The 22,157-nt window shown below is 53.1% G+C and carries 14 protein-coding genes; 9 read left to right on the top strand and 5 right to left on the bottom strand.

Annotation, left to right across the window (positions count from 1 at the left end; translation table 11 throughout):
• Nucleotides 1-45: 45 nt before the first annotated feature.
• The 9 genes from ABD931_RS24930 to ABD931_RS24890 all read left to right on the top strand — a co-directional run bounded on the left by ABD931_RS24930 (nucleotide 46) and on the right by ABD931_RS24890 (nucleotide 13,569).
• Nucleotides 46-681, top strand: a complete 636-nt coding sequence (locus tag ABD931_RS24930; protein WP_345270742.1) for an inorganic pyrophosphatase — start codon at nucleotides 46-48, stop codon at nucleotides 679-681.
• A 203-nt stretch (nucleotides 682-884) separates the two neighbouring features.
• Nucleotides 885-2,654, top strand: coding sequence for a signal peptide peptidase SppA (sppA, locus tag ABD931_RS24925; RefSeq protein WP_345270741.1), 1,770 nt, complete (start codon nucleotides 885-887; stop codon nucleotides 2,652-2,654).
• Between the two features lie 203 nt (nucleotides 2,655-2,857).
• Entirely contained in the window at nucleotides 2,858-4,066 is a 1,209-nt protein-coding gene (locus tag ABD931_RS24920; protein WP_345270740.1) for a helix-turn-helix domain-containing protein, read from the top strand.
• A 113-nt stretch (nucleotides 4,067-4,179) separates the two neighbouring features.
• Nucleotides 4,180-5,400 (top strand): acyltransferase family protein, encoded by a 1,221-nt coding sequence (locus tag ABD931_RS24915; protein ID WP_345270739.1) that lies wholly within the window; start codon nucleotides 4,180-4,182, stop codon nucleotides 5,398-5,400.
• Between the two features lie 342 nt (nucleotides 5,401-5,742).
• Complete coding sequence (gene bioB, locus ABD931_RS24910; protein WP_345270738.1) at nucleotides 5,743-6,744, top strand: biotin synthase BioB; 1,002 nt, start codon at nucleotides 5,743-5,745, stop codon at nucleotides 6,742-6,744.
• 288 nt (nucleotides 6,745-7,032) lie between these two features.
• On the top strand, nucleotides 7,033-7,434 hold the full coding sequence (locus ABD931_RS24905) for a hypothetical protein (RefSeq protein WP_345270737.1): 402 nt from the start codon (nucleotides 7,033-7,035) through the stop codon (nucleotides 7,432-7,434).
• A gap of 226 nt (nucleotides 7,435-7,660) precedes the next feature.
• Complete coding sequence (locus ABD931_RS24900; RefSeq protein WP_345270736.1) at nucleotides 7,661-8,797, top strand: efflux RND transporter periplasmic adaptor subunit; 1,137 nt, start codon at nucleotides 7,661-7,663, stop codon at nucleotides 8,795-8,797.
• A gap of 157 nt (nucleotides 8,798-8,954) precedes the next feature.
• Nucleotides 8,955-12,143 (top strand): efflux RND transporter permease subunit, encoded by a 3,189-nt coding sequence (locus ABD931_RS24895; RefSeq protein WP_345270735.1) that lies wholly within the window; start codon nucleotides 8,955-8,957, stop codon nucleotides 12,141-12,143.
• Nucleotides 12,121-13,569, top strand: coding sequence for an efflux transporter outer membrane subunit (locus ABD931_RS24890; protein ID WP_345270734.1), 1,449 nt, complete (start codon nucleotides 12,121-12,123; stop codon nucleotides 13,567-13,569). The genes ABD931_RS24895 and ABD931_RS24890 overlap by 23 nt, the downstream gene beginning before the upstream one ends.
• Before the next feature lie 61 nt (nucleotides 13,570-13,630).
• On the opposite strand, the gene ABD931_RS24885 is transcribed toward ABD931_RS24890, so the two are convergent.
• From ABD931_RS24885 to gyrB, 5 genes are all read right to left on the bottom strand, one after another.
• Nucleotides 13,631-14,125, bottom strand: coding sequence for a metallophosphoesterase family protein (locus ABD931_RS24885; RefSeq protein ID WP_345270733.1), 495 nt, complete (start codon nucleotides 14,123-14,125; stop codon nucleotides 13,631-13,633).
• An 81-nt stretch (nucleotides 14,126-14,206) separates the two neighbouring features.
• Nucleotides 14,207-15,895, bottom strand: coding sequence for a fatty acid--CoA ligase (locus tag ABD931_RS24880; protein WP_345270732.1), 1,689 nt, complete (start codon nucleotides 15,893-15,895; stop codon nucleotides 14,207-14,209).
• 162 nt (nucleotides 15,896-16,057) lie between these two features.
• Nucleotides 16,058-17,299: a NupC/NupG family nucleoside CNT transporter gene (locus ABD931_RS24875; protein WP_345270731.1), complete on the bottom strand. Its 1,242-nt coding sequence runs from the start codon at nucleotides 17,297-17,299 to the stop codon at nucleotides 16,058-16,060.
• Nucleotides 17,300-17,596: 297 nt separating this feature from the next.
• Nucleotides 17,597-19,798: a polyphosphate kinase 1 gene (gene ppk1 / locus ABD931_RS24870; protein ID WP_345270843.1), complete on the bottom strand. Its 2,202-nt coding sequence runs from the start codon at nucleotides 19,796-19,798 to the stop codon at nucleotides 17,597-17,599.
• Nucleotides 19,799-19,966: 168 nt separating this feature from the next.
• Nucleotides 19,967-21,967 carry a DNA topoisomerase (ATP-hydrolyzing) subunit B gene (gyrB, locus tag ABD931_RS24865; RefSeq protein WP_345270730.1) on the bottom strand — a complete coding sequence of 667 codons (2,001 nt, stop codon included), beginning with the start codon at nucleotides 21,965-21,967 and terminating at the stop codon, nucleotides 19,967-19,969.
• Between the last annotated feature and the right edge of the window lie 190 nt (nucleotides 21,968-22,157).

Below are 22,157 nucleotides of genomic sequence, written 5' to 3'. Positions count from 1 at the left end.
ACGTCTGACATGACCTTTTATTTTTAACTTTATCCAACTTGACGAATGCTCAGCGAATTTGTTGAACGAATGGCAAAGACTACTTCCAAAGCACACCCCTGGCACGGCATATCTCCCGGCGACAAAGCCCCGGATATTGTGACCGCCTTCATCGAAATTGTACCGACCGATACGGTCAAGTATGAGATCGACAAAGAAACCGGTTACCTGAAAATTGACCGGCCGCAGCAGTACTCCAATATTATTCCGGCGCTATACGGCTTTGTGCCGCAAACCTACTGTGGCGACGGTATTGCCCGGCTGGCTTCTGAGAAAGCGGGAAAGCGAGTTGAAAAAGGAGACGGTGACCCGGTGGATATCTGTGTGCTGACGGAGCGCGAAATCACCCACGGCGACATTATTCTGCAGGCTATTCCTATCGGCGGCTTCCGGCTGATCGATAAAGGCGAAGCCGACGACAAAATTATTGCGGTACTCAAGGGCGACTCCATGTACCAGCAGTTTACAGAACTGAGCCAGTTACCCGAAATGGTGGTAAAACGGCTACGCCACTATTTTCTGACCTATAAAAACCTGCCCGACGAGCCGGCGGTGATGGAACTGGCCAATGTCTATGGCCGGGAAGAAGCACTAGAGGTGATCCGGACCGCTATGGACGATTACGCGCAGCTTTCTTTGTAAGTTTAGCGTATCAGGATTGCAGGAGGTGGGTTGCGCTGTCAGGGCCTGGCGGTAACCTGCCTCTTGTTTTTTTAGTCTTTCTCCACCCCGTAACAGAACCTTTCATCCCTCTTTCTGCACTTTTAACACTTTTCCGGTCCGGGAGTACTTTTATCAGTTAAATTTGTTACTGCCTAAGTATCATATTCTTGTAAATACCCTTCATGCGACAGTTTCTGAAATATGTTCTGGCCACTATTGTCGGCCTGCTATTATTTTCCTTCATTAGTTTTATGCTGCTGTTTGGGATAGCGTCGGTGATCTCGATGGCCTCCGACAAGCAGGTAAGTGTCAGCGAAAAATCCGTCCTGAAACTCGATCTGGATAACCCCATCCGCGAAATCGGCGAAGACAACCCCTTTGCCGAACTGCTGCCGTTTACCTCAGATGGTAACGTCATGGGCCTTATAGAACTACGCAAAGCGCTGGCCAACGCCAAAGCTGACCCGAACATCAAAGGCATTTACCTGAAAACGGAATCCCCACAAGCCGGCTGGGCCTCGCTCGAAGAGGTGCGCAACGCCCTGATCGATTTCAAGCAGTCGAAGAAGTTTGTCTATGCTTACGGGGAGAATATGTCGGAGAAGGGCTATTACGTTGCGTCTGTCGCCGATAATATATACCTCAATCCCATTGGTAGCCTGGAATGGAACGGTCTGGAAGGCGAGTATATGTTCTTTAAAGGCACCCTCGACAAGCTGGGCGTAAAGCCCCTGATCTTCAGAGTAGGCGAGTTTAAAAGCGCCGTGGAGCCGTTTATCCGGGAAGACATGAGCCAGCCTAACAAGTTACAGACGGCGTCGTTCCTGAACTCTCTCAACAACCATTTTATGGCAAATGTGGCCAGAAGCCGGGGCTTGCAACTCGCCGATCTGCAAAAACTGGCCGATAACCTGAGCATTCAAACCGCAGCTGATGCGCAGAGGGCTAAACTGGTGACCCGCGTTGCCTACTTTGACGAAGTGGAAAACGAATTGCGCCAAAAGCTGGACATTGCCGGGGACAAGAAGATTAACTATATCTCGCTGGGCAAATACGGCAAGGCCAAAAAATATGTCCTGGATGGCAACAGCCGCAACCGCATTGCCGTCATAGTGGCGTCAGGGGAGATTGTTTCCGGCAAAGACAACGACCGGGATAATATAGCCTCCGACAAAGTAGCTGAGCAGCTCCGCAAAGCCCGGCTGGACGATAAAGTTAAAGCCGTGGTGCTGCGTATCAACTCGCCGGGGGGCAGTGCGCTGGCCTCCGATGTAATGTGGCGCGAAATTACCCTGACCAACAAGGTGAAGCCGGTAGTGGCCTCCATGTCCGATTATGCCGCGTCGGGTGGCTATTACATGGCTATGGGTTGCCGGCGTATTGTGGCTTACCCGAATACCATCACCGGTTCTATCGGTGTATTTGGTATGCTGTTCAACGCGCAGAACTTCTTTAAAGAAAAACTGGGCATTACCTACGACCGCGTTACGACCAACAAATATTCCGATTTCCCCTCGGTAACCCACGAGATGTCGGAGTTTGAAAAGAATATCATTCAGCAAAGTGTGGAGCGAACCTACAATGTATTTACCACCAAAGCGGCCCAGGGCCGTAAAATGTCGGTCGATAGCCTGAAGGCGCTGGCTTCCGGCCGCGTATGGTCGGGCGAACAGGCCAAAGCCAACGGTCTGATCGATGCACTGGGTGGCCTGGACGAGGCTGTAAAACTGGCCGCCAAAGACGCCGGCCTGAAAGACGGCGATTACCGCCTGCGGTTTATTCCGGAGAAGCGCAGCTTTATGGAGCGCTTTTTCAACACCCTGAGCGACGAAGAAGAAGCCCGCATCAACAGCCAGTTAGGCGAAGCAGCTCCGTACCTCAAGTACATGAAGAAGCTGAAAAACCTGGAAGGTATTCAGGCCCGAATGCCGTTTGAACTGACAATCCGGTAATTTTTCGCCTTGTTCGTCCGCGATTGTATCGTGGGACGGGCGAGGTCAGCGTCTGCGACGCGAGTATCACCTCAAGCAAAAGCCTTTAATCGCATTACCAATGCGAACCTCACCCGTATCGCGTTGCAAACGCAGACAAGCAGAGCGCAGATACCCCCGGCCCCTTCAGGGGGTTGGGGGTATTTTCGTATCTTAGCCCACGTATGCAGTTCCAGCCGGTACACATTGATTTGTTCGCTCTGATTATCCTGGTTGGGGTGGCGCAGGCTTTGTTCCTGGGCGTATTCTTTCTGACCGGGAGTCGGGGTAAACTTGTCTCCAATCGCTGCCTTGGCTGGTTTATGCTGGGGTTATCGGCGATTACGGCAGAGATCTTTCTGTGCTACACCAATTACATGTTCCGGTTGCTGGCGTTTGTCGACTTCTCCGAGCCGGTTAATTTTCTGATAGGTCCGCTTTTTTTCTTTTTTATTGCGTCAAAGCTTCAGCAACGACTTCCTCAACGCTGGGCATGGCATCTGATCCCGTTTGTTATCTGGGTATTCAATGCCGTAACCTGGTTATATCAGCCGGTTGAGTTCAAATACAACTCCTACCTGAACTCCTATCACCCGGAACTCTCCTTTATTCATTCCGAGCCGTATTTGCCCGAAGATTTCACCCGCCTGCGTGATTACATCAACGAGCTAACCCTGTTGAGCTGTCTGATTTATGCCATTCTGTCGCTGCTGGCGATTCGGAACGCTTTCCGGCGCGAAAATCAGACACTCTGGAGCCGTACGCCCACCCGGCTGGCGCAATTGCGAAACCTTTCGTTATTGTTTCTCCTGTTTCCACTGGTCATCGTGCTGGTAAAGCCGCAGTTTCACAATGATCTCGGCGATTACCTGATTGCCTGCTACGCCACCGTCACCATTTACGCCACCAGTCTGCTGGTCATGCGCGGCTCCGACTTTTTCAAAGAAGCTCCTCAGCCCGCCACCGCACCGGAACCGCGAAAGAAGTACGAAAAGTCATCGCTTTCGGAGGAAAAAGAAGAAGCTGTGATGAATGGCTTGACCCGGTTGATGACCAGCGAAAAGCCGTACCTGGAAGCAGACCTGTCGCTGCCGAAACTGGCGCAGCGGCTGAACACCTCATCGCACCACCTCTCTCAACTGCTGAACGACCGGCTCAACCAAAGCTTCTTCGATCTGCTGGCCACCTACCGGGTGCAGGAAGCGCAGAAGCTACTACAGGACCCGGCTACGACCAACCTGAAGATCGACGAAATAGCTGAACGCGTCGGCTATAATTCGACCTCAGCATTTCATACCGCCTTCAAACGCATTACAGGCCAGACCCCGGCGCAGTACAGGCAGGGACGGTCCGACGGTTCGGGCCGGGGGCGGGAGGTGAATGGCCGAGGGTAAAGCTGTTTCTTCTTCGTCCCGGTCGGCGCGAACTTCGTTATTATCGGAAAATGGCTGTTTTAAGCGCTTGCCCTGCCACTTTTGGTCCATCAAAACCAAACCACGTTTACCCAATGCAAACGCAAATAAGCCCCACACCAACCGAAGCATCTCCTCTACCTCTATCCAGCGTCCGTCGCTACGACCTCGACTGGCTGCGGGTCATCGCCATCCTGACTCTGCTGTTTTACCACACGGGTATGATTTATGTTCGCTGGGGCTGGCATATCCAGAGTACCGAAACCAGTCTGGTTTTTGAAAATGTGATGCGGTGGCTGCATCGCTGGCGGATGCCGCTGCTGTTCTTCATCTCCGGCGCCGGCACCTACTTCGCCCTGAACCGGCGACCGAAGGGGGATATCCCTACTTCCCCATTTGGCCGATATGCCTGGGAGCGTACCAGGCGGCTGTTCTTTCCGCTGGTGTTTGGCATGTTTGTGATTGTACCACCCCAGATTTACACGGAGTGGGTATTTCGGGATCGGTTCGCCGGAAGCTATGTCGAATTTTACCCGAATGTCTTTGACTTTGTACCTTACGAAGACGGCGGTAAGGGCGGAGCCTTTAGCTGGCATCACCTGTGGTTTGTGGCCTATCTGTTTCTGTACTCGCTCGTCAGCATTCCGGTGTTTCGCTGGTTTCGCGGTGAACGTGGGCAGCGCTTTACAGATCGTATCGGTCGCCTGATTGCCCGGCCCGGTGGTGCGTTGTGGCTGATGGGCCTGACTATCATTGCCAGCCAGTACCTGACGCGTCCGTTTTACCCCGACGAAACGCACGCGCTGGTTAACGACTGGGCGTATTTTGTGGAGAATCTGCTGCTGTTCTGGTTTGGCTATGTGCTTATTAGCCGGCGTTCATTCTGGCAGGTGCTGACCGACCAGCGCCGGATTTTTCTGGCGGCAACCCTCGTGTTTACCGTTATCTTATACGGTATGCGAATCTGGTACACTCCTCAGCAGATTGATGAGTTGTTCTGGGTCGATTTTACCTTCTTCACCAACAGCCTCTGTCTCATGGTTTCGTCGGTGCTGGCTACCATTGCGTATGGCTATCGCTATCTGAATGTTAACCGGCCGATACTGCCGAAATTAAATGAGGCCGTCTACCCGTTCTATATTCTGCACCAGACGATTATTGTGCTGATTGGCTATCAGATCCTGACAAAAACCGGGCTCGGGGTGTACGATGGTTTTCTGGTCGTGAGTTTAACATCCCTGGTCGCATGTGTGGGCATCTATCTGCTGCTGATCCGCCCTTTTAAGGTGACCCGGTTCCTGTTCGGTATGAAATGATTTTTTGTCCGACGCAACGCTCCGGCCGGTTTTTACGTATGTATTGTTGCAAGGAGCATCTGAAAGCGCACGGTTGTGCTTGCGCGTTAAAGATGATGACGGTTAGATTAGCCCGGCTACATTGCCGGGCTAATTTTCTTTATGGATACCAATCTAAGCGCAACAATTTTTCGTATATATCTGTGGTTCTTGTGTTTCGAGTTGAGTGAGGGGAACAAAAGTCCCGGTCTGACTAGGCCGGGGCTTTTTTGTTCCGGTGAAGCGGTATTTTGGCTTCCTACCAAAGACTTCCTATTTTTGGCTACGCTTAACAAGAGTTTTCAACACTGAGATTGTGATTGCATGACTACATTACGTACTGACTGGACCCGCGCCGAAATCGCCGAGATATACAATTCCCCCGTTCTGGACCTGATTTACCGGGCCGCTACCATTCACCGCCAGCACCACGACCCGCAGGAAGTGCAGGTCTGTACGCTGCTGTCGGTCAAGACCGGCGGCTGCCCCGAAGACTGCGCCTACTGCCCGCAGGCCGCCCGCTACCATACCAACGTGAAGGTGCATAAACTGATGGAAGTAGCTGAAGTGCTGACCGCAGCCGAACACGCCAAAAATGCCGGCAGTACCCGCTTTTGTATGGGTGCCGCCTGGCGCGAAGTTCGCGATAACCGCGACTTCGACAAGGTGCTGGATATGGTGAAAGGCGTAAACGCCATGGGTATGGAAGTCTGCTGCACGCTCGGTATGCTGACCGATGAGCAGGCCCAGAAGCTGAAGACCGCCGGTCTGTACGCCTATAACCACAACCTCGACACCAGCGAGGAATTCTACGGCGACATTATCTCCACCCGTACCTACGACGATCGGCTGGATACGCTTGGGAACGTTCGTCAGGCCGGCATATCCGTTTGCTCCGGCGGTATTATCGGCATGGGCGAGTCGCACCAGGACCGCATCGGTATGCTGCATACGCTGGCGACGCTGCCCGAACACCCCGAATCGGTGCCGGTGAATGCGCTGGTGCCGGTAGAAGGGACCCCGCTGGAAGACCAGCCCCGCGTATCGGTCTGGGAAATGCTTCGGATGATTGCCACCGCTCGTATTATCATGCCGAAAGCGATGGTGCGTCTGTCGGCCGGTCGTGTGCGGATGAGTGTAGAGGAACAGGCCCTGTGTTTTCTGGCCGGTGCCAACTCCATCTTCGCCGGCGACAAGCTGCTGACCACGCCAAACCCGGAAGAAGACCAGGACAGGCAAATGTTCCAGACGCTGAACATCCGCCCCCGCAAAGCCTTCAAAGACGAAAGTCAACCAGCGGTGAAGTTTGAGCAGATACCGTTGTAAGCCCTCGTACCCCGGAATTACATTCCGGCTGTTATAGCTAATACATAAGGCAGGGTGCCCAACAGCCGGAATGAATTCCGGCTGTTGGGCAAATAAAAATATTCCAACTTTTATCAGAATTATTTGGTTAAAATGAGTAGGTAACGTCAAAAAAGCCACTTTCTCTGTCAATTATTAGAAAATCTCTAATTAACTTCAAGATAAAATACTATTTATCCTGAAGAGGCAGGCGGGTTTCTCCACCTAAAAAAGGGAAAGATGAAAGGTGTTATTCATATAACAGTTCTCTTGCTGTTAGCGTGTTATTCCGCTTTCAGTGCCCCCTATGCGGTGCCTGAATCACCCAACCACATCAACAAGCTAACCATTCAGACGTACACCCCGGATATTTACAAAAAGAAGCGCCAGCGTCCGCCCATCCGGCGCAAAATGGTGCTGGTTTCGCAGGTTAACCTGCAGACTGATGAGTCAATTGAAGGTCAATCCGAATCCGCCGAATCCCAACATGTCTTATCCGGCTTCCTGGACATGAATGAAAACGATTTCAGGCGCTGGATTGGTCACCAAACCCAGGGCTCGGTTACGTACTTTTGCAACCGGTCTTTCTGGTGTATTCCACCAGACTCCCCTCCTCCCCAACTTTTAGTAACAGAGCGGCCCTTGATTAGAATTTTTCTAATGAGATACTAATCTAGTTCTAAGCTGCTACTAATTCAAACGCCGGTTATTTGTAATTAATCTACATTCAGCATATAACCTATCTCCTGAAAGGCTGGCTTTAATGCCGGCTCGTCAGAAACACCAACAGGTTATGGCTATTCCTTCAGATTAGCTGTTGTAGGGCTTACCCAATACAACACCCTCCATATTACCCACCAATGGTACAAATCATTACTTATTCAACCAGATACCCTTTATGAAAACGCATTCAGTCATACCGTTGCTGATTATAGGAACTCTCCTGATTGGCTGTTCGGCCAAAGGAAAAAAAGAAACACAAACTCAAGAACGGATATTACCTGTCGTTCGGCTTACTACCCAGTCAACTACTCTCGAACGGGAATACGTCGGGGATTTAGAGGCTGTCCGGAACGTAGAACTCCGCGCCCGCGTATCGGGCTTTCTCGATAAAATTCTTGTCGATGAAGGGCAGGTCGTCCGCAAAGGTCAACTGCTTTTCCAGCTTAACCCGGCCGAATACCAGATGGCCGTTTCCCGGGCGAATGCTGCGCTGAAAAGTGCAACCGCGGGTGCTAAAGCAGCCGAGGTGCAACTGGAGCGGGTTCGGTTGCTGGTAAACAACAACGTAATCTCCCCGTCGGAACTGAAAGTAGTAAAGGCGAAACTGGATGCCGCCAAAGCAGCCATTGAGGAAGCCGAGTCGGCTAAAGCCAATGCTTCCTTACGACTGGCTCAGGCCAGCATCCGGGCTCCGTTCAATGGTGTTATCAATCGTATTCCCTTCAAACGCGGTAGCCTGATTGACGAAGGTGCGCTGCTGACAACTATTTCCGACATTAAAGAAGTCTACGTGTACTTCCACGTATCGGAAAAAGAATACCTCGAATACATCAAAAAACGGCAGGGGCCCTCGGGCTGGAATAACCAGGTAGACCTGCGACTGGCCGATAACACCCCTTATGCGCATAAGGGTAAAATTGAAACCATGGAAAGCATGTTTGAGGAGAACTCCGGTACACTGGCGTTCCGCGCCCGCTTTCCCAATCCCGATCGGCTGCTCAAACACGGCGCTACCGGCCGTATCCGCCTGACCAATGAGGTAGAGAATGCGCTGCTGGTGCCGCAAAAAGCCGTTTTTGAGATTCAGGACAAGAACTATGTCTTTGTGGTTGGCGACTCCAACAAAGTTAAAATGAGAAGCTTTGTTCCGAGTGGCCGGCACAACAAATTTTACCTGGTGAAATCTGGGTTAAAGCCGGGCGAGCGAATCGTCTACGAAGGAATTCAAGGCATTCGCGAAGGTATGCAGATTGTTCCCAAGCCTGTTCCGTCCGATAGCATTCCGGCGCTGGTTGCTTCGGCGAAAGAGTGAAAGAGCAAAAAAGTGAATGAGTGAGTAAGTAAGGCTTATCTCTCTCTCTCAAGACTAGGAATCAGGTTTTGGAAAAGCAGCGCTCAGTATGCTTGCTACAGCAAATCCAAAATCCGACCCGCGACGGCGTACCGTTCCCACATCCCAAATCGTATTTATGTTTAATACATTCATCAAAAGACCGTTGCTCTCGGCCGTCATCTCGGTGATGATTACGCTGCTGGGCATCGTGTCGCTCATGAATTTACCCGTAACGCAATTCCCTGATATTGTACCGCCTTCGGTGGTCGTTACGGCTTCTTATACCGGCGCCAACGCCGAGGTTGGAGCCAAAGCCGTGGCGTTACCCCTGGAAAGAGCCATCAACGGAGTGCCGGGCATGACGTACATGACCTCGGTATCGGGCAACGACGGCACCACCCTTGTTCAAATCTCCTTTAAGGTAGGCACCGACCCCGATCTGGCGGCCGTTAACGTGCAGAACCGGGTTACTACGGTACTTGATGAGCTTCCGGAGGAGGTAATCAAAGCCGGGGTGACTACAGAGAAAGAGGTAAACAGTATGCTGCTCTACCTCAACCTGGTCAGCGACGACCCGACCATCGACGAGAAATTCATCTACAACTTTGCCGACATCAATATCCTGAAGGAACTCCGGCGGATTGATGGAGTGGGCTTTGCCCAGATTATGGGTTCGCGGGAATATTCGATGCGGGTGTGGCTAAAACCGGACCTGATGACGGGTTATGAGGTTTCAACCGACGAGGTGATTGCCGCAATCCGGAAACAGAACGTAGAAGCCGCTCCGGGTAAAGTCGGCGAGAGCGCCGACCGGGACCCGCAGGAGTTGCAATACGTCTTGCGCTACACCGGTAAGTTCATCGATAAAGACCAATACGAGAACCTGGTTATTCGCACAAACGCCGATGGCTCCATTCTGCGTCTGAAGGATATTGCCGATGTTGAGTTCGGCTCGCAGGACTATAACGTGCTTTCCAAGACCGACGGGCGTCCGTCGGCTGCTATCATGCTCAAGCAACGTCCGGGCTCCAATGCGCGGGAGGTTATTGCCAATGTAAAGCAACGCATGGCCGAGTTAAAGGAGACAACCTTCCCGCCCGGCATGAACTATAATTTCGCTTACGATGTGTCGCGGTTCCTGGACGCATCCATTCACGAGGTAGTACGCACCCTGTTTGAAGCCTTCATTCTGGTATTCATCGTGGTGTTCCTCTTCCTGCAGGATTGGCGGGCTACGCTGATTTGTGCCCTGGCCGTACCGGTAGCTCTGGTGGGTACGTTTGCGCTGATGGGTGTGATTGGGTTCTCCGTTAACCTGCTTACGCTGTTCGCGCTGGTATTGGCCATTGGTATCGTGGTCGATAACGCCATTGTGGTGGTCGAGGCTGTACACGCCAAGATGCATGAAAAGCATTTATCTGCCCGGGCGGCTACGTTTGCGGCCATGAACGAAATCAGCGGGGCCATCGTCGCCATTACGCTGGTGATGTCGGCGGTGTTTATACCCGTAGCATTTCTGTCGGGGCCGGTGGGTATCTTCTACCGGCAGTTCTCGCTGACTCTGGCTATATCCATTGTCATTTCGGGTATTAATGCGGTGACGCTGACGCCCGCCCTATGTGCTCTGTTGCTCAGGCCGATGCACGGGGAGCAGAAGGGTCTGTCAAGCCGTTTCTTCACCCGTTTTAATCAGGCGTACGACTCATTGGCCAACAAGTACCGGGGTGCGTTGCGGCCTTTCATAAACCGCCGGACGGTGACGCTGAGCGTCCTGGCCTTGTTTGTTATCGGAACCTGGGGTATCAGTACCATTCTCCCAACCGGCTTTATTCCGACGGAAGACCAGGGGATGATTTATGTCAACGTCACCACCCCCTCAGGCGCTACGGTCGAGCGGACCGAAAAAGTCATGGATCAGGTGCAGGAGGTAGCGTCCAAGATGGAAGCGGTGGAAAACGTGTCGACGCTGGCGGGCTTAAGCCTGATGACCGATGGTGCGGGTGCCTCGTATGGTATGGGGATGGTGAACCTGAAGAACTGGGACGAACGGACTGCTTCGGTCGATGATGTTATTGCCGAACTCCAGGGAAAAACCAAACACATTACCGACGCCAGCATTCAGTACTTTTCACCGCCTACGGTACCTGGGTTTGGTAACGCCAGCGGGTTTGAACTGCGCATTCAGGACCGCACCGTAGATGGCGATTTGCAAAAGACCGCCACTGTGACAAAAGGCTTTATTGAAGCGCTTAATCAGCGTCCCGAAATCAACAACGCCTTCACCAGCTTTGACCCCAGCTTTCCGCAGTATCTGCTGCATGTGGATCAGGATAAAGCTGCGCAGAAAGGGGTATCTATTGAAACGGTCATGAATACCCTGCAAACGCTGATGGGCAGTTTTTACGCGTCTAATTTCATTCGTTTCAATCAGCTGTATAAAGTGATGGTGCAGGCTCCGCCCAGTTATCGGGCCAAGCCGGAAGATGTACTCAAGCTACACGTCAAGAATGAAGCGGGTGAAATGGTCCCCTTATCGAACTTTATCCGGTTGGAGCGGGTCTACGGTCCCGAGCAGCTTACGCGGTACAATATGTTTACTTCAGCTATGATTACCGGGGAGCCCAAACCCGGCTACAGTAGCGGGGATGCCATCAAGGCCGTGCAGGAAGTGGCAAAAGAAAAACTGCCGCGCGGCTATACCTACGAGTGGACCGGTATGACCCGCGAGGAAATTGCCTCGGGTGACCAGGCGATGTACATCTTCATTATCTGTCTGGTATTCGTGTATCTGCTGCTGGTAGCGCAGTACGAGAGTCTTTTCCTGCCGCTGTCGGTGCTGCTGTCGCTGCCGGCCGGCGTGTTCGGCTCGTTCCTATGCCTGCAACTGGCGGGTCTGCAAAACAACATCTATGCGCAGGTAGCCCTGGTCATGCTCATTGGTCTGCTGGGTAAAAACGCCATTCTGATTGTCGAGTTTGCCAATCAGCGGCAGAAGGAGGGCCTGCCCATCGTAAAAGCAGCCCTGGAAGGTGCCCTGGCGCGATTGCGCCCGATTCTGATGACGTCCTTTGCTTTTATTGCCGGTCTGATTCCGCTGTGTATTGCGTCGGGAGCCGGTGCGTTAGGCAACCGCTCCATTGGTACGGCAGCCGCCGGCGGTATGTTTATCGGCACAGTTTTCGGGCTCTTCCTGATTCCCGGCCTGTATGTGCTGTTCGCCAAACTGGCTGAGCGGTTTAAGCCGAAACACCCGCAAGACGCGGAGTCAGATCAGGTTCCTGTATTCACCCAAAATCACGTTAATGGTGCTACTGTCAGCAAATAAATATCGTTCTGTCTATGCGTTTCTTTTTCTGCTGCTCCTGAGCAGTTGTCAGGTCTATGCGCCTACGCAACGGCCCAAAGCACCCGCACACCCGGTTTCGTTTATCGGGAGTGCAGACTCGACCAGTGTCGGTGACCTTACCTGGAAAGCGTTCTTCTCCGACGCCGACCTGGAGCGACTGATTGATACCGCCCTGGCCAATAACCTGGATGTGCGGATTGCCACGCAGCGCATCGAGATGGCCCGCGCCACTTTTGACGTAAACCGGGCCGCCTTACTGCCTGCGGTGAATGCTGCCGGCTCGGCCGGCGTAGAGAGGTTTGGCAAGTACACCATGAATGGCGTTGGTAATTACGACACCAATTTGTCGGATAACATTGGTACCGACCGGCGTATTCCCAACCCCACGCCTGATTTCTTTCTGGGGCTGAGGAGCTCCTGGGAAATTGACATCTGGGGCAAGCTGAAGAACCGGCGAAAAGCGGCCTTTGTGCGGTTTCTGGCGTCTGAGCAGGGGCGTCATCTGGTCAAAACATCGCTGGTTGCCGAAGTGGCCAGGCTGTATTACGGCCTGATCGCGCTGGATAGCGAGCTGAATATCATTCGCCAGAATATTGCGTTACAGGAACGAGCGGTGCAACTGGTGGATGTACAGAAAGCGGCCGGGCGGGTAACCGAACTGGCCGTACAGCAGTTTTTGGCGCAGTTGCTGGGAACACGCAGTCTGGAGATACAGGTGCAGCAACAGATTGTGGAGACCGAAAATCAGTTGAACCGGCTGCTGGGACGTTACCCCCAGCCAATTCCGAGAAGCAAAACGATAAACGACCAGGAGCTACCCGCCACCGTGGCCGCTGGTATTCCGGCGCAGATGCTGCGTCGCCGGCCCGACATCCGGCAGGCTGAGCTGGAACTGGAAGCTGCGCATATTGATGTGGAAGTAGCCCGGCTCCAGTTTCTACCGTCGCTGACCTTAACGCCGTATGTTGGTCTGAATTCGTTCAGAGCCACTACCCTGTTTGATCCGGCTTCGCTGGCTGCGGGGGTGCTGGGAGGCCTGGCAGCCCCGGTTTTTAACCGCCGACCGCTCAGAGCTAATTATAACTATTCGGTCGCCCAGAGTCGCGAAGCCTTGTACCGGTACCAGCAACGTATCCAGACCGGCTTTAGCGAAGTAGTGACCAACCTGAAAGGCATTGATAATTATCGCCAGGTAGCCGACATTCAGGCGAAAGAAGTTGACGCGCTGGAGCGGGCTGTTTCTATCTCCAACGATCTGTTTCGCAGCGGGTATGCCTCCTACCTGGAGGTGATTACCGCCCAGCGCAGCGTACTGAACGCCGAGTTAGGCTTCATCCGGACCCGGCAGGCCCAGTACAACTCGCTGATTGATTTATACCGGTCACTTGGGGGTGGGTGGCAGTAGGGCGTGTAGAACGGAGTTGTACTCCGTTTCTGCCACCCCAAAAACGGAGTACAACTCCGTTCTACTTCCGCCCCAACTCAATCACCTCCATACCGCTTATGCGGGCGGCATCGAGCGTGAAACGGATACAGGTGCGCACCTGGTGAAAGCCGGTCTTGCCGGCCGCACCGGGATTGATGTACAGCAAATTATTCAGCTTTGGGTCGCGGGCCACTTTCAGAATATGGGAGTGGCCACACACGAAGATGTCAGGCGGATTGGCCCGTAAAAGCGGCCTGACAATCGGGTTGTAGCCGGGCGGTGACCCACCAATATGCGTTATCCAGACAGTGAGTCCCTCCAGGGTAAAACGCAGATTGTCCGGCCAGTCCCACTCGTTCTTCGCATCAATGTTTCCCGATACGGCTCGCACCGGTTTAAACGCCTTTAACTGCTCCAGTACCTGCGGGGCACCTATATCGCCGGCATGCCAGATTTCGTGGCAATCTTTAAAATAGTCGAATACCTGAGGGTCTAAATAGCTGTGGGTGTCGGAGAGCAGGCCAATTCGGGTCATAATAAAAGCAGATAGCGCGGAGGATGGTGCAAAGTTGCGAATGCTACACCATCCCTCGCGCTATTTATGCTAAAAAGTCTTTTACGCATTCAGAATAATCTCCCGCATTTCCGAGCGAATCTTCTTCTTATCGATCTTGCCGACGCTTGTTTTTGGTATTTCCGGCACAAAAATAACCCGGTCGGGTACATACCATTTATTAATGTCGCCCTGCTCAACCTGCTGTTGCAAACTGGCTCGAATCTGAGCCGGTGTCACTTTGCCGGTATAGTCCGGCTTCAGCACAATGAGGGCATGTGGCCGCTCGCCCCAACGGTCGTCGGGCAGGCCAATCACGGCGGATTCGGCCACGCCCTCTACCCGCGACAGCAGGTCTTCAATCGCCAGGGAAGATACCCACTCGCCACCGGATTTAATCACATCTTTGGTCCGGTCGGCAATCTGTATCCAGTTGTCGGGGCTGATGCTGGCTACGTCGCCTGTATGCAGCCAGCCGTCGCGCCAGAGGTTTTCCGACTGCTCCGGCTCTTTGTAGTACCCCTGTGTCATCCAGGGTCCCCGCGCCACCAGTTCACCCACCGAATGACCATCATGCGGCACCGTGTTGCCATGGTCGTCAACCAGTTTCAGGTCAACAAACGGCGCAATCCGGCCGGCTCTGATGCGGAGGTTTACCTGCTCGCCAATGGGCAACGGCCGCTCTTCGTCGTTCAGGTAAGTAACCGACATGATGGGGGCGGTTTCGGACATGCCGTAGCCGGCGCACACCTGAATACCTAACTCCAGGGCTGCTTTGGCTAAGCCCTGGGTCAGAGCCGAACCGCCAATGATTACTTTCCAGCGGCTCAGTTGGGGTTTAAACTGCTGCGCGGCCGGACTGTTGACCAGCATTTGCAGGATTGTCGGTACGCAGTGCGAAAGCGTTACACCCTCTTTCACCAACAGCCTCAGCAGCATCTCCGGCTCATAGCGGCCCGGATAAATTTGCTTAGCCGCCAGCATGGTTGCCAGGAACGGGAAGCCCCAGGCATGCACATGGAACATAGGCGTAATGGGCATATACACATCCGTCGAAGACTTAAACGATACGCACTCGTAACCGGAGACATAGGTCAGCAGCCCCATCGTGTGCATAAACAACTGCCGGTGCGAGAAGTGAACGCCCTTGGGATTACCTGTGGTGCCGGTTGTGTAGAACGTAGTGGCCCAGGTATTTTCGTCGAAGTCCGGGAAGTCGTATTCATCAGAGGCCTTTTCCAGCAGCGTTTCGTATTCACCCTCAAATCCATCGGGTACGGTATTGCCGACGGTTGAATCCGCGTACACTTTATCCGTAATCAGCACGTACTTCTCAACGGTGGTCAGGTCGGCTTTTACGGCGTTCAGCAGGGGCAGAAAGTCCTCATGAATCAGCACCAGCTTATCCTCGGCATGGTTCATGGTGTATAGAATCTGCCCCGGCGACAACCGGACGTTAATGGTATGCAGAATGGCCCCGATGCCGGTTATGCCGAAGAAGCACTCCAGATAGCGGTGGCTGTCCCAGTCGAAAACGGCTACGGTATCGCCCGGCTTTACGCCCAGGGCCGTCAGCGTATTGGCCAGCCGGCGCACCCGGCGGTTAAACTCAAGGTAATTCATCCGGAACAGGTCGCGGTAAACGATCTCGCGCTGCGGTTCGTACTTCAGCGACTGGGCTAGTAAGCTCTTTATCAGCATAGGTGGCTCGTGAGCCGATGCGGTACGGGGAATAAGTTTAGTCTGTAGCATGTTGAGTTCTTCCGTTGTGGATTGACATGTAAATATTGGAAGATTATGTTTTACTTTAACCGCAAAGGCGCAAAGAAAAACGCCAAGTTCGCAGAGAAAACCTTTGCGACCTTGGCGTACTCCTTTGCGCCTTTGCGCCGGTCCGCCGATGCGATTAAAAACTTAAAGAAGCAACCCCGCCAACGTGGCCGACATATACGACGCCAGCGTACCACAGATCAGTGCCTTAAAGCCTAGCCGCGCCAGGTCGCTCCGACGTGTCGGGGCCAGTTCGCCAATCCCACCTACCTGAATAGCAATGGATGAAAAGTTGGCGAACCCACAGAGCGCGAAACTGGTGATAGCTACCGTTTTAGGGTCAAGGGTCTCTTTAACTTTTACCAGATCCAGATACGCTACAAATTCATTGACCACCATTTTGGTCCCCATCAGCGCACCGGCCGCCTGAATATCTTTGGCGGGAACACCCATAGCCCAGGCAAACACCGAAAATACATTACCCAGCAGAAAGTTCAGGCTCAGGTTGGTCATGCCAAACACATAATAACCCAGCCGGAACAACAGGCTATCCAGCAAGGCAATCAGAGCGATAAAGCCGATTAGCATCGCTACCACATTAAATCCTACTTTCAGGCCCTCACTGGCCCCGGCCGCAATGGCATCGAGCAGGTTGGCGTGATTTTTCTTGATGTCTACCCGAACTGTTCCCTGCGTTTCGGATACTTCTGTTTCCGGCATCACAATTTTACTGATCACCAATGCGCCCGGAGCCGCCATGATACTGGCCGCCAGCAGGTACGGAGCCGGAACGCCCAGCGAAATGTAGACTGCCAATACCCCACCCGCAATGCAGGCAAAGCTCCCCGACATGGATGCCAGCAGTTCGGACATGGTCATGCCTTTCAGGTACGGCTTGATCATAATCTGGGCCTCCACCTGCCCCACAAATGTACTCGACACGTTAGAGAGGGCTTCGGCACCGCTGACGCCCATCAGCCATTTCATCACGCGGGCCATAACCGCTACTACCCGCTGCATGACGCCCAGGTGGTAGAAAATATTGACCAGTACCGCCACGAAGATGATGGTTGGAATAATCTGGAAGAAGAAGATAAAGTTGTTTTCCGGCCCAAATACCCGGCCAAGGATCTCCGGCTTCACCAGCGGAGAGAAAACAAATTCAGCGCCTTTACCGGCTTTCCGCAGAAGCCGGTCGATGTTGTACCCTAGCCATTGGAAGATCTGCTGGCCGGCTTCTGTTTTCAAAACAAATACCGCCAGGCCAAACTGGAGCAGCAGGCCCACACCCACCGTACGGTAATTTATGGCTTTTCGATTATTTGATAACGCGTAGGCAACGCCCAGGATCAGAACAATACCGATTAATCCGGTGAAACGGTTCATTAAGTGATTCGTAAGTTTTCAGGTGTACAGTTTACAGCAAAAGCCTGCGAAGATACAAACATAATGAGTAAACCCCACCGAAAGATCAGACGCATCATCGGCTTTGGTCTTACTAACTGGTTGCATTCAGCAGTTCCATTTGCGAACTTTCTGCTAAACGAAAAAAAAGAGATGAATGAGACTTAACACGACCGGTTTATCAGCGACGTACTGCGGTTTGTGCGGTCAGGCAACGCATAAAAAGGCAAAGCCTGCGGAGGTCTATTCCGCGGGCTTTGCTTTGAGGGTTCAGGCTGTTCAATGCACCTCTTCCTCGTCGTGCTCTTCTACTTCATCCGGTACCGCTTCCTGCGCCGGAACATCGTTGAATAAGCCGGCGCTCATCACTTCGTCTTCGGTCAAATCGAAGAACTTTTGTTGAATATTGAACGGCTCACCACCATCGTCTACCTGACAACGCTTGTAATCGCCGTCTTCTTTCAGCTCGTAGGCATTGATGTTGTCGAGCAGGTTGTACTGGAGAATCTGAATAGCCTCCTGCTTAACCCGATGGTTAGCCAGGAGAAACAGCGATTCAATGCGCCGGTCGAAGCTGCGGACCATTATGTCGGCGCTGCCCCCGTACACTTTCGGGTCGCCGTTGTTGTGGAAATAAAACACGCGGGTATGCTCCAGAAAATCGCCGACCAGCGAACGCACGGTGATATTCTCGCTTAGGCCGGGGCGTTGCGGCCGCAGACAGCAAATGCCCCGAACGATGAGCCGGATACGTACCCCCGCCTGCGAAGCTTTATAAAGTTCATCGATAACTTCCTGATCTTCCAGCGAGTTTAGCTTGATACAGATGCCGCTGGGCAGCCCCTTCTGCGCGTTCTCGGCCTCGCAGCGGATCAGGTTAATCAACTGCTTGCGCATGTCGCGCGGGGCCGTAATGAGGTACTGATACTCGTTTGGCAGCGAGTGGCCGGTGATTACGTTGAAGAACTCCGAAATATCCTGGGTGTACACCTCATTCGTGGTCAGCAGACCAATGTCAGTATACAGCTTGGCAGTTTCTTCGTTGTAGTTGCCGCTCGACAGGTGGGCGTAGCGCACCACGCGGTTGCCCTCATTCCGAACCACCAGCAACAGCTTGGTATGCGTCTTGAAGCGGCTGATGCCGTAGATCACAAAGCAGCCGGCCTTTTGCAGCCGCTGCGCTTCGCGGATGTTGTTTTCTTCGTCAAAGCGGGCTTTGACCTCAAACAATACCGACACGTGCTTGCCGTTTTCGGCAGCTTTCAGCAGGGCCTCGGTAATCCGGGAGCGTTTGGCCAGTCGGTAGATGGTAAGCTTAATAGCCAGTACGTTCGGGTCTTCAGCCGCCTGCTCCAGCAGTTGAAGTACCGGTTCAAAGTTGTTGTATGGGTGATGCAGCAGGATGTCCCGCTCCTTCATGGTTTCAAAAATATCGGTCACCTTCTCCCGCTCCAGGCCTAGCGGGGGTACGGGCGGATGCGGAGCCGGCAGTTCTTCTTTGAAATCCGGATGGCGAATAATCTGCCACAAACTAGTGTAGTCGATCAGCGAAGGCGTTTCAAACAGATTATAATCGTCAATCTCCCAGCGCTTCTTCAACAGATTCACCATCCACTCCTGGCCTGGCCCCTGCCGGCCGGCTTCCAGCTCAACGCGAACGACCCGGCCCAGCCGGCGGTTCTTGATCTTCTGCTTGATTTCGTCAATAAAATCAGCTTCAATATCATCACTCTCTTCCAGCGTAAAATCACCGTTACGGGTAATCCGGAACAGGTTTGCCGACAGAATTTCGACATTTCGATACAGCTTCTTAATATGCTGCCTGACAATCTCTTCAATAGGCAAAAACAGCACCTCGTCTTCCCGCTCAAAATTCATGAACCGGGGCAGGTTGGCGGGTATCTGCACAAACGACAGTCGCTGGTGATCATCTTCGTGGGCGTGTGGCTGATCGGGGTTTTTGGTGACTACGCCAAAGATCAGCACCTTCGGCAACAGCACCGGAAACGTATGCGTGTAGTCGTACAGCATCGGCGTCAGCATCGGGTAGATCGTCCGGTCGAAATAACCCTCGGCCTGCTGCTGCTCCTCGGCCGACAATTCGTCGTGGTAAACCAGCCGGAGTTCGTTTTTGACAAACAAGGGCAGCAGCTCCTCCAGAAAGACCTGGTGCTGGTCTTTGCTGAATTGCTGGGCGGCTGTCAGCAAGGCCTTGCGGAAGGGCACCTCGCGCAAACCGGAGTAATCGACCCGTTCTTTGCCGTAGTCGAGATAATTGTATAAACTCCCGACGCGGATGGTAAAGAACTCGTCCATGTTGGAGGCCGTAATAGCCAGAAACTTCAGCCGCTCCATCAGGGTTCGGTCGAGGCTGCGGGCCTGATCCAACACACGCTCGTTAAACTTCAGCCAGCTCAGGTCCCGGCTGAGGTAATTACTTTGTTCAATGACACTGCTGACCTTTTCGCTGACCTTACTCATTTTATCTACCTCCTTCCCGGTAACCTCCCGGTTGTTGCGTTGTGTCAGTTTATGTATCAGATTTCCTATCACGGTATTGTTCGGTTGGGTTCAAGAAATAAAACCGGGTAAGCCGGAAAAGCTCCCTGTTAACTAAACAAAAAAGCGGGCCAATCAGCCCGCTTTTCTTTAAACGTCGACTCTTGCATATTTAGCGTTTCGCTCGATAAAATCTCTTCGGGGGGCCACTTCATCCCCCATCAGCATGGAGAACAGGTGGTCGGCTTCGGCGGCCGATTCAATGGTCACCTGTTTCAGGCTGCGCTTGTCGGGGTCCATGGTGGTGGTCCACAACTGCTCGGGATTCATTTCACCCAGTCCTTTGTACCGCTGCACGTGTACGTTCTCTTCACGACCAGCACCGGCCAGGCGGCTAACAGCCTGTTCGCGCTGTTGCTCGGTCCAGCAGTACTGCTCTTCTTTGCCTTTCTTCACCAGGTAGAGCGGAGGCTGGGCAATATACAGGTATCCGTTTTCGATCAGCGGCCGCATATGGCGGAAGAACAGGGTCAAAATCAGCGTCCGGATATGGCTACCGTCTACGTCGGCATCGGTCATGATAATTACCTTATGGTAGCGCAGCCGCTCCAGGTTCATCACCGTCTCATCGCCGTCGCGCTTGAAGGTAATGCCCAGCGCCGTAATGATATTCTTAATTTCTTCGTTTTCGTAGATCTTGTGCTCCATCGCCTTCTCCACGTTCAGGATCTTACCCCGCAGGGGCAGAATGGCCTGGAACGCCCGGTTGCGGCCCTGCTTGGCCGAACCACCGGCTGAGTCACCCTCTACCAGGTAAAGCTCGCATTTCTCCGGATCGGTATCCGAGCAGTCGGCCAGTTTTCCGGGCAGGCCCATACCGCTCATAAAGTCTTTACGGTCGGCCATGATGCGTTTATAGGCCAGATCAGCGGCAATACGCGCCTGCGCCGAGATCAGAACTTTACGGATAATTTCCTGAGCCACTTTAGGATTTTCCTCCAGCCAGGTTTCCAGCATTTCGGCCACAGTGGTGCTAACGGCCCCTACTACATCACTGTTGCCCAGCTTGGTCTTCGTCTGGCCCTCAAACTGAGGCTCGGCTACTTTGACCGAAATAACGGCGGTGAGGCCTTTCCGGAAGTCCCCCCCGTCGAATGTGACTTTACCGGCACTCTTACCCAAAACCTGGCTGTTGCGCTCGGCATAACCCTTCAGAATACGGGTCAGTGCCATCCGGAAGCCCTGCACATGCGTACCTCCCTCAATGGTGTTGATGTTGTTGACATACGACGAGATGTTCTCGCTGGCTTCCATGTTGTACACCATGGCCACCTGTACGGGCGTCGAGCCTTTGTCGTTCTCCATGTAGATCGGCTGCATGCCGGCCAGCGACGGACGCGTCTCGTCAAGGTACTTAACAAATTCCGTCAGACCGCCCTGCGACAGGAACTCCTGATACAGCGGCTGGCCGTTTTCGTCCAGTTCGCGCAGGTCGGTCAGCGTAATGCGGATACCCTTGTTCAGGAAAGCCAGTTCACGCAGACGACCGGCCACAGTCTCGAACTTATAAACCGTCTCGTTGAAGATGGTATCGTCCGGTTTGAAGTGGACCGTCGTACCGGTATCCGAAGCCGTACCGATTTCCCGGACGGGATACAGCGGACGGCCAATCTCATACTCCTGCTCAAAGACTTTGCCTTCGCGGTGTACTTCCACGCGCAGGTGCGTCGACAGGGCATTCACGCAGGACACGCCCACGCCATGCAGACCACCGGAAACTTTATAGGTATCTTTATCAAATTTACCACCCGCGTGCAGCACCGTCATCACAACCTCCAGGGCCGACTTCTTCATTTTAAGGTGCATGTCGGTCGGGATACCCCGGCCGTTGTCGCGTACAGTGATGGAATTGTCTACGTTGATGGTAACCTGGATGGTGTCGCAGTACCCGGCCAGAGCCTCGTCGATAGAGTTGTCTACAACCTCCCAGATCAGGTGGTGCAGCCCTTTGGCGCTGACGTCGCCGATATACATAGCCGGGCGTTTCCGTACAGCTTCTAAACCTTCCAACACCTGAATGTTGCTGGCGCCGTAGCCATTCTGCCCGTCTGATTCGGTCCGGATGTCTGCTTCAACAAGTTCGTTTGTCATATAGTGTCTAAAATATTGTCTGTGTGTCGATAAACAGGTCTTGGCGGGTGCAGAAAGTAAGGGTAATTCAGATGGTAAAAATACAACTTTTTTTGCTGAATTCCTACTATTTTGCCATCAATCGGCTTCCGGAAGTCAATCTTTCTGATTCAGCCAAGAGGCCGTATTTTTGTGGTATCCGGCGCTATTT

Origin of the sequence: Nibrella viscosa, from assembly GCF_039541875.1 — a bacterium.
Lineage (GTDB): Bacteria > Bacteroidota > Bacteroidia > Cytophagales > Spirosomataceae > Nibrella > Nibrella viscosa.
Note: the sequence above shows the minus strand (reverse complement) of the source record. Positions and strands in the feature narration are given on the sequence as shown.

Excerpts from the sequence above, each read along its gene's own strand:
- ppk1 (WP_345270843.1), bottom strand. The coding sequence starts at position 19,798 with ATGAGTAAGGTCAGCGAAAAGGTCAGCAGTGTCATTGAACAAAGTAAT.
- sppA (WP_345270741.1), top strand. The coding sequence starts at position 885 with ATGCGACAGTTTCTGAAATATGTTCTGGCCACTATTGTCGGCCTGCTA.
- ABD931_RS24890 (WP_345270734.1), top strand. The coding sequence starts at position 12,121 with ATGGTGCTACTGTCAGCAAATAAATATCGTTCTGTCTATGCGTTTCTT.
- ABD931_RS24875 (WP_345270731.1), bottom strand. The coding sequence starts at position 17,299 with ATGAACCGTTTCACCGGATTAATCGGTATTGTTCTGATCCTGGGCGTT.
- ABD931_RS24915 (WP_345270739.1), top strand. The coding sequence starts at position 4,180 with ATGCAAACGCAAATAAGCCCCACACCAACCGAAGCATCTCCTCTACCT.
- ABD931_RS24930 (WP_345270742.1), top strand. The coding sequence starts at position 46 with ATGCTCAGCGAATTTGTTGAACGAATGGCAAAGACTACTTCCAAAGCA.
- ABD931_RS24900 (WP_345270736.1), top strand. The coding sequence starts at position 7,661 with ATGAAAACGCATTCAGTCATACCGTTGCTGATTATAGGAACTCTCCTG.
- gyrB (WP_345270730.1), bottom strand. The coding sequence starts at position 21,967 with ATGACAAACGAACTTGTTGAAGCAGACATCCGGACCGAATCAGACGGG.
- bioB (WP_345270738.1), top strand. The coding sequence starts at position 5,743 with ATGACTACATTACGTACTGACTGGACCCGCGCCGAAATCGCCGAGATA.
- ABD931_RS24895 (WP_345270735.1), top strand. The coding sequence starts at position 8,955 with ATGTTTAATACATTCATCAAAAGACCGTTGCTCTCGGCCGTCATCTCG.
- ABD931_RS24920 (WP_345270740.1), top strand. The coding sequence starts at position 2,858 with ATGCAGTTCCAGCCGGTACACATTGATTTGTTCGCTCTGATTATCCTG.
- ABD931_RS24880 (WP_345270732.1), bottom strand. The coding sequence starts at position 15,895 with ATGCTACAGACTAAACTTATTCCCCGTACCGCATCGGCTCACGAGCCA.
- ABD931_RS24885 (WP_345270733.1), bottom strand. The coding sequence starts at position 14,125 with ATGACCCGAATTGGCCTGCTCTCCGACACCCACAGCTATTTAGACCCT.